The 6,323-nt window shown below is 71.8% G+C and carries 7 protein-coding genes; 2 read left to right on the top strand and 5 right to left on the bottom strand.

Annotation, left to right across the window (positions count from 1 at the left end):
- The coding region (locus ROTAS13_RS17245) for an ATP-binding cassette domain-containing protein (RefSeq protein ID WP_139323404.1) at window positions 1-426 on the top strand (426 nt) is incomplete at its 5' end.
- Between the two features lie 96 nt (window positions 427-522).
- On the opposite strand, the gene ROTAS13_RS17240 is transcribed toward ROTAS13_RS17245, so the two are convergent.
- Window positions 523-1,365, bottom strand: a complete 843-nt coding sequence (locus ROTAS13_RS17240; protein WP_058389374.1) for a helix-turn-helix transcriptional regulator — start codon at window positions 1,363-1,365, stop codon at window positions 523-525.
- Between the two features lie 93 nt (window positions 1,366-1,458).
- Here ROTAS13_RS17240 and ROTAS13_RS17235 point away from each other — a divergent pair, with 93 nt between their 5' ends.
- Window positions 1,459-2,367, top strand: a complete 909-nt coding sequence (locus tag ROTAS13_RS17235; RefSeq protein WP_075822953.1) for an SDR family oxidoreductase — start codon at window positions 1,459-1,461, stop codon at window positions 2,365-2,367.
- 45 nt (window positions 2,368-2,412) lie between these two features.
- Here ROTAS13_RS17235 and ROTAS13_RS17230 read toward each other — a convergent pair whose 3' ends face one another.
- From ROTAS13_RS17230 to ROTAS13_RS17215, 4 genes are all read right to left on the bottom strand, one after another.
- Window positions 2,413-3,390, bottom strand: coding sequence for a tripartite tricarboxylate transporter substrate binding protein (locus tag ROTAS13_RS17230; protein WP_075822952.1), 978 nt, complete (start codon window positions 3,388-3,390; stop codon window positions 2,413-2,415).
- Between the two features lie 262 nt (window positions 3,391-3,652).
- Window positions 3,653-4,351 (bottom strand): glutathione S-transferase family protein, encoded by a 699-nt coding sequence (locus tag ROTAS13_RS17225; protein WP_075822951.1) that lies wholly within the window; start codon window positions 4,349-4,351, stop codon window positions 3,653-3,655.
- Between the two features lie 3 nt (window positions 4,352-4,354).
- Window positions 4,355-5,332, bottom strand: a complete 978-nt coding sequence (locus ROTAS13_RS17220; RefSeq protein WP_075822950.1) for an SMP-30/gluconolactonase/LRE family protein — start codon at window positions 5,330-5,332, stop codon at window positions 4,355-4,357.
- 274 nt (window positions 5,333-5,606) lie between these two features.
- A partial coding sequence (locus ROTAS13_RS17215; protein ID WP_171979135.1) for a peptidase dimerization domain-containing protein occupies window positions 5,607-6,323 on the bottom strand: 717 nt, incomplete at its 5' end.

The raw sequence follows: 6,323 nt of genomic DNA, 5'->3' as shown, positions 1-6,323 counted from the left end.
TCGCCTTACGGTGGAGCTGTGCGTAGATGTGATCAAGAGACAGGCCTGCCGGAAGGCTATGCCACCACGGTCGGCGAGCGCGGCGTGAAGCTGTCGGGCGGCGAGCGCCAGCGCGTCGCCCTGGCCCGCGCCTTCCTGGCCGACGCCCCGATCCTGATCCTCGACGAGGCCACCTCGGCCCTGGATTCGGAATCCGAGGCGCTGATCCAGGAAGCGGTGGAACGGCTGATGCACGACCGCACCACCATCGTCATCGCCCACCGCCTCTCCACCGTCCGCGCCCTGGACCGCATCCTGGTCTTCGACCACGGCCAGGTCGTGGAGGAAGGCCGCCACGAGACCCTGGTCCGCCGCGAGGACGGCATCTACCGCCGCCTCTTCGAACGCCAGGCCCTGGAACTGGCGCGCGGCCTGATGGCGGAGTGATCCGGGTGGCCATCCTTCCCTGCCCGGCCCCCCTTGCCCGGCCCCGGTCCATCCGTGGGGAAGGCGGCCGCCCGGACATCCCGTTCAGCGTGCCGCTCAGCCCGGGGCGGCGCGCGGCGCCTCGATCAGCGCCCTGATCCGCTCCCTGTCCGCGGGCAGGACAGGGTTGTGGACCAGCAGCCAGAGATCGGGCCGGCCATCCACGGCGAAGCTGGACAGCTCCAGGGTAATCCGGCCCAGCACCGGGTGCCGCAGGTGCTTGAAGCCCTCGCCATGGCTGCGGACATCGTTGTCGCGCCACATGGCCGCGAATTCCGGGCTGGTCCGGCAGAGCTCCTCCGCCAGCGCCCGCACCTCCTCCACCGCGCCGGCGCGCGCCGCATCCGCCCGGAACGACCCCACCACGAAGCGGGCCACGCCCTCCCAGTCATCCTGCGCGGCACGGACACGCGGATCGCCGAAGAGAAGGCGCAGGACATTGCGCTGCCCTGGCGGGAGCAGGCTGTAGTCCGTCAGCATCACCGCCGTCGCCCGGTTCCAGGCGACCACGTCCCAGGTGGCCGTCCTGATGATCGCCAGCCCGGGCTCCAGCGCATCCAGCACGCGCTGCAACCGCGGCGTGATGCCCTCTGCCGCCCGGTAGCGTGCCTCCGGCGGCCGGCCCAGCCCCAGCAGGAACAGGTGCTCGCGCTCGACCTCCGTGAGCATCAGGGCCTGCGACAGCCGGTCAAGCACCTGGGGCGAGGCCGCGCCGCCACGCCCCTGCTCCAGCCAGGTGTACCAGGCCGGGCTGATATGGGCGCGCAACGCCACTTCCTCCCGCCGCAGCCCCGGGGTCCGGCGCCGCGTCCCCGGCAGGCCACAGGCCGCCGGGTCGAGCCTGGTGCGACGGTCCTTCAGATAGGCGCCCAGCGTCATTCCGCCGGCCGGCGTGCTCATCCTGACAGTCATTATACCACGATGATCTCACGGCTTTACCACGATGGAGACTGGGCCAAGTCTCGCCCACGACCAAGATCTGGAGATTGTCCCATGCGTATCTTCGTGACCGGCGCGACGGGTTTCGTGGGTTCCGCCGTGGTCCGGGAACTCATCGGCGCCGGGCACCGGGTGCTCGGCATGGCCCGTTCGGAGGACGGCGCCCGGGCCGTCGCCGCCATGGGAGCCGAGGTGCATCGCGGCACGCTGGAGGATGCCGAGAGCCTGCGCGGCGCCGCCGCCTCGGCGGACGGCGTCATCCACACCGCCTTCATCCACGACTTCTCGCGCTTCCAGGAGAACAGCGAGATCGACCGCCGCGCCATCGCGGCGCTTGGCGCCGCGCTGCGGGGCTCCGGGCGGCCCCTGATCGTAACCTCCGGGATGGCGCATCTGGCGAAGGGCCGGCTCGCGACCGAGGACGACACCCCGCCTCCCCCGACGCCCCATTTCCCCCGCGCCTCCGAAGCGGCCGCCGCCGCGCTCGCGGCAGAGGGCGTGCGCGTCGCGGTGATGCGCCTGCCGCCATCGGTGCATGGCGACGGGGACCACGGCTTCGTGCCGATCCTGCATCGCATCGCCCGCGAGAAAGGCCGGTCCGCCTTTATCGGCAAAGGACTCAACCGCTGGCCCGCCGTGCACCGCCTGGATGCCGCCCGCGCCTTCAGGCTGGCGATCGAGCATGGGTCCCGGGGCGATGCTCCACCGGGCGAGCGCTATCACGCAGTGGCCGAGGAAGGCGTGCCGTTCCACGGGATCGCCGAGGCCATCGGCCGCCAGCTCGGCCTGCCCGCCGCCGCCCTGCCCCCGGGGGAGGCCGCCGGGCACTTCGCTTGGTTCGCGGCCTTCGCCGGCATGGACGCGCCGGCCTCGAGCGAGCGGACCCGGGCGCTGCTGGACTGGGCGCCGGCGCAGCCAGGCCTGCTCGCCGATATCGGTCGGCCCGGCTATTTCGGCGGCTGAGGCAGCCGCAGGGCGGCCCGCGGTCTGGCGTGGGCCACCTCCAGGCTAGCTATCCAGCCGGATGCCGAGTTCCTTGATCAGCGGCCGCCAGCGCCCGCTTTCCTTCGCCACGAAGGCGCTGAAGGCGGCCGGCGACAGGGCCGAGGTCTCGATGCCCAGGGCACTCATGCGCGATTGCACGATGTCGCTGCGCACGGTGTCGTTCAGCGCGGCGTTCAGCTTCGCGACAAGGTCCGGCGGCGTGGCCGCCGGCACCGAAAGCCCTTGCCAGCCATAGGCCACCGCATCCGCATAGCCGAGCTCCAGCGCCGTCGGCACCTCCGGCGCCGCCCGGGAACGCGCCTCGCCCATCACCAGCAGCGCCCGCGCCTTGCCGTCGCGCAGGAAGGGGATGCCCGTCGCGCAGTCCACCACCACGCAGTCCACGCTGCCCGCGATCAGGTCCTGCATCGCCGCCGGTGCGCCGCGATAGGGCACGTGCACCGCCGGGAAGTTCCCCGCCCGCCGCCGCAGCATCTCCATCGCCAGATGGTGCGGCGAGGCCACGCCCGCCGTGCCATAGGTCGGCGGGTCCTTCGGCGCCGCGGCCAGGAAATCCGCGAAGCCCTTTGCCGGATCGTCGGGCCGCACCACCAGGAAGAGCGGAAAGCGCCCGATGAACCCCACCCCGGTCAGGTCGCGGTCCGGGTCATAGGGCAGCTTCGCATAGAGTGCCGGGTTGTAGACGAGGTTCCCGTTGTCCGTATGCAGCCAGGTATAGCCATCCGGCGCGGCATGGCTCACCACCTCGCTGGCCAGCACCGCGCCCCCGCCGGGCCGGTTCTCCACCACCACGTTCTGCCCCAGCGCCGCGCCCATGCCCGCGCCGATCAGCCGCGCGAAGACATCCGACGCCCCGCCCGGGGGATAGCCCACCACCCAGCGCAACGGATGCTCCGGCCAGCCCGCCGCCCGCACCTTCCTGGCACCCGCCAGCGATGCCGCCCCCAGCAATCCCAAACCCAGCCCGCGTCGTCCCAGCATCGGTCCCTGCCTCGCCAACCTGTTCAGCTTATCGCATGGCGGGCGCTCGCACATGGCGTGCCAGAGCGGCGCATTCCCTCCGGCACACAGGTTCCCTTCGGCAGCACCTCTCCCCGGGAGAGGCGCCGCCTCTCCCGGACCCTCTCCGCCGGGGGGACCGAAGCCGGTTCCCGGACCCCGGGGCAGGGTTGGCCCTGGTGGTTGCCGTTATCGCGGCGTCCGATTCTTGGGAACAGGCGGAAAGGCGGGGCGCCCGAGAACGTCAGCCCCGCTCCGCCGCCGGCACCGCCCGCGCCACGCCGCCGAAGGCATCGAGCAGCCGTCCGCGCCAGGCATGCAGCACGTCCTCCGGAGCCAGCAGCGGCAGCGGGCTCACCACCCGCGCCCACTGGAAGCCGGAGAAGGCGATGTAGTCCCCCGCGCCCGGCGTGGCGCCATGCAGGAAGGGCCGGTCCGACAGCGTCAGCCGCAGCGGCCGCAGCCCGGCGCGGAAGCCTTCCAGCCGTTCCTCCCGCCCCGCCGTCACCTCCGCCAGCGGCTTGCCGAAACGCGCCTCGCGCGTGCGGACGAAATACGCCCGGTCCTCGGGATCGAGCAGCGCCGGGATGTCGGACACGATCAGCACCGCGATCGTCGGGTTCAGCACCGTATCCGCCCAGTGCGCCACGAAGCGCGCCAGCGCCCGCCCGCCCTCGCCGCCGAAGAGGCTGGCATGGCCCGGATAGCGGTCCTCCAGATATTCCAGGATCGCCCAGGAATCATGCACGGTGCGTGTCCCGTCGCGCAGCACCGGCACCTTGTCCGTGCCCGCATCGGCGATCGCCGCCTTCTCGGTGAAGCGCCAGGGCAGGCTCTCATGCGGCAGCCCCTTGTGCAGCAGCGCCAACCGCGCCCGCCAGCAATAGGGGCTGAAGACCCGCGCCGGATCGCTGCCGCACAACTCATGCAAACGGATCGCCATGCCTCAGCACCCCCGCGTGTTGACGAAAACGCTGTACAGCGAACGGCACCCCGCCATGAAGAGCCGGTTCCGCCGCCACCCGCCGAAGGCGACATTGGCCACCCGCTCCGGCAGGTCGACATGCCCGATCGGCGCGCCGCTGGCGTTGAACACCCGCACCCCGTCCAGCCCGTCGCGCCCCATGCCCCAGCCGCACCAGAGATTGCCGTCCTCGTCCACGCGGAACCCGTCCGGCGTGCCGTCCGCCTCGGCCTCGACCAGCACCCGCGCCTCGCCCAGCGAAACGCCGCCCGCCCGCACCGGATAGCTCAGGATCTGCCGCGGCTCGGCGCGCGAGGCAACGAGGTAGAGCAGCCCCTCATCCGGCGAGAAGGCCAGCCCGTTCGGCCCCGGCACACCCTCCGCCACCTTGCGCAGCGTGCCCCGCGACGGATCGGCGCAGTACACGGCGGCGGGGATCTCCGACTCCGCACGCTCGCCCTCGTAATCGCCGCCAATGCCGAAAAGCGGGTCGGTGAACCAGATCGTGCCGTCCGACCGCACCACCACGTCGTTCGGCGAGTTCAGCCGCTTCCCCTCGAAACCATCGGCGATCACCGTGATCCGCCCGTCATGCTCCGTCCGCGTCACCCGCCGCGCGCCGTGCTCGCAGGTGACGAGCCGCCCCTCGCGGTCGCGGGTATTGCCGTTGGCGAAGTTCGAAGGCTTGCGGAACACGCTGACGCCACCCGTCTCCTCGTCCCAGCGCAGGATGCGGTTGTTCGGGATGTCGGAGAAGAGCAGGCAGCGATGGTCGCCGAACCAGACCGGCCCCTCGCCCCAGCGCAGCCCGCCGCACAGCTTCTCCACCGCCGCGTTCATCACCCGGTACTTCGCGAATCCCGGGTCGAGATCCCGCAGCCGCGCATCCGGATAGCGCGGCGAGGCCACCCAGGGTGTCTCGTTCGCCCTGTCCGCTTCCGGCGCCGTTCCACCGCTCATGCCCACCTCCCCATACCCCTCTTTCATCTCCGCCGTCCCGCCGGAGCGGCACGGAAGACCGCAAGTCCGGGACGCAACCCCCGCCGCGAACGCCACGTTTCCCCTCCGCAGACAATCGAGAGGAAACGATGCGCGGCATCCTTCTGTGGCTGATCGGGATCCCGATCCCGGTGATCATCCTGCTGTGGCTGTTCGGCGTTCTGCACTGAGGCAGAGCCGGCGGAAAGGGTGGGCCTGACGGTCCGCCCTTCCCATCTCCCGGCGCGCCCCGCCGTCACCCCGCCAGGCCAGCCACCGACACGATGATGCCCAGCGCCGTGGCAATCCCCTTCGCGCTTTCCTCCGGCGCCACGTCGATCCATTCCTCCAGCGAGTGCGCCCGCCCACCCTTGCCGCCCGAGGCCACGGTGACCGCCGGAATGCCCAGGCTGATCGGGATGTTGCTGTCCGTCGAGGACGCTTCCAGCTTCGGCGCATAGCCTCGCGCCGCGATCACCGCCTCCGCCAGCCGCACGATCCGCGCCTCGCGCGGCGTCGTCCCCGCTGGCCGGTCGCCCACCTGCCTCACCTCGACCTGGATGCCGCCGCGCTTCACGTCGCGCGCCGCATTCTCGTCCGCCGCCGCCTGCGGCAGCGTGGCCAGGAAGCGCTCCTCCAGCCGCGCCAGTTCCTCGGCGGATTCCGACCGCAGGTCCACCTCCATCCAGGCCTCCTCCGGAATGGCGTTGATCGAGGTGCCGCCGCCGATCTTGCCGATGGAGAAGGTGGTGCGCGGCACCGGCGGCACGCGGATGCGCGACAGGTCGTCCGCCGCCCGCGCCAGCGCGAAGACCGGGTTCACCAGGCCGAAGGCGCCGAAGGAATGCCCGCCCGGCCCGCGGAAGCTGACGCGGTAGCGCTTGCTCCCCACAGCCCCCACGGTCAGCCGCGCCGTCTCCAGGCTGTCCACCGCCACGAAGGCCGCCACCCTGCCACGCAGCGGATGCTCGCG

The organism is Roseomonas sp. TAS13 (assembly GCF_001950415.1).
Lineage (GTDB): Bacteria > Pseudomonadota > Alphaproteobacteria > Acetobacterales > Acetobacteraceae > Roseomonas > Roseomonas mucosa.
The sequence above is the reverse complement of the archived record's forward strand: the minus strand, read 5'-3'. Positions and strand labels throughout refer to the sequence as shown.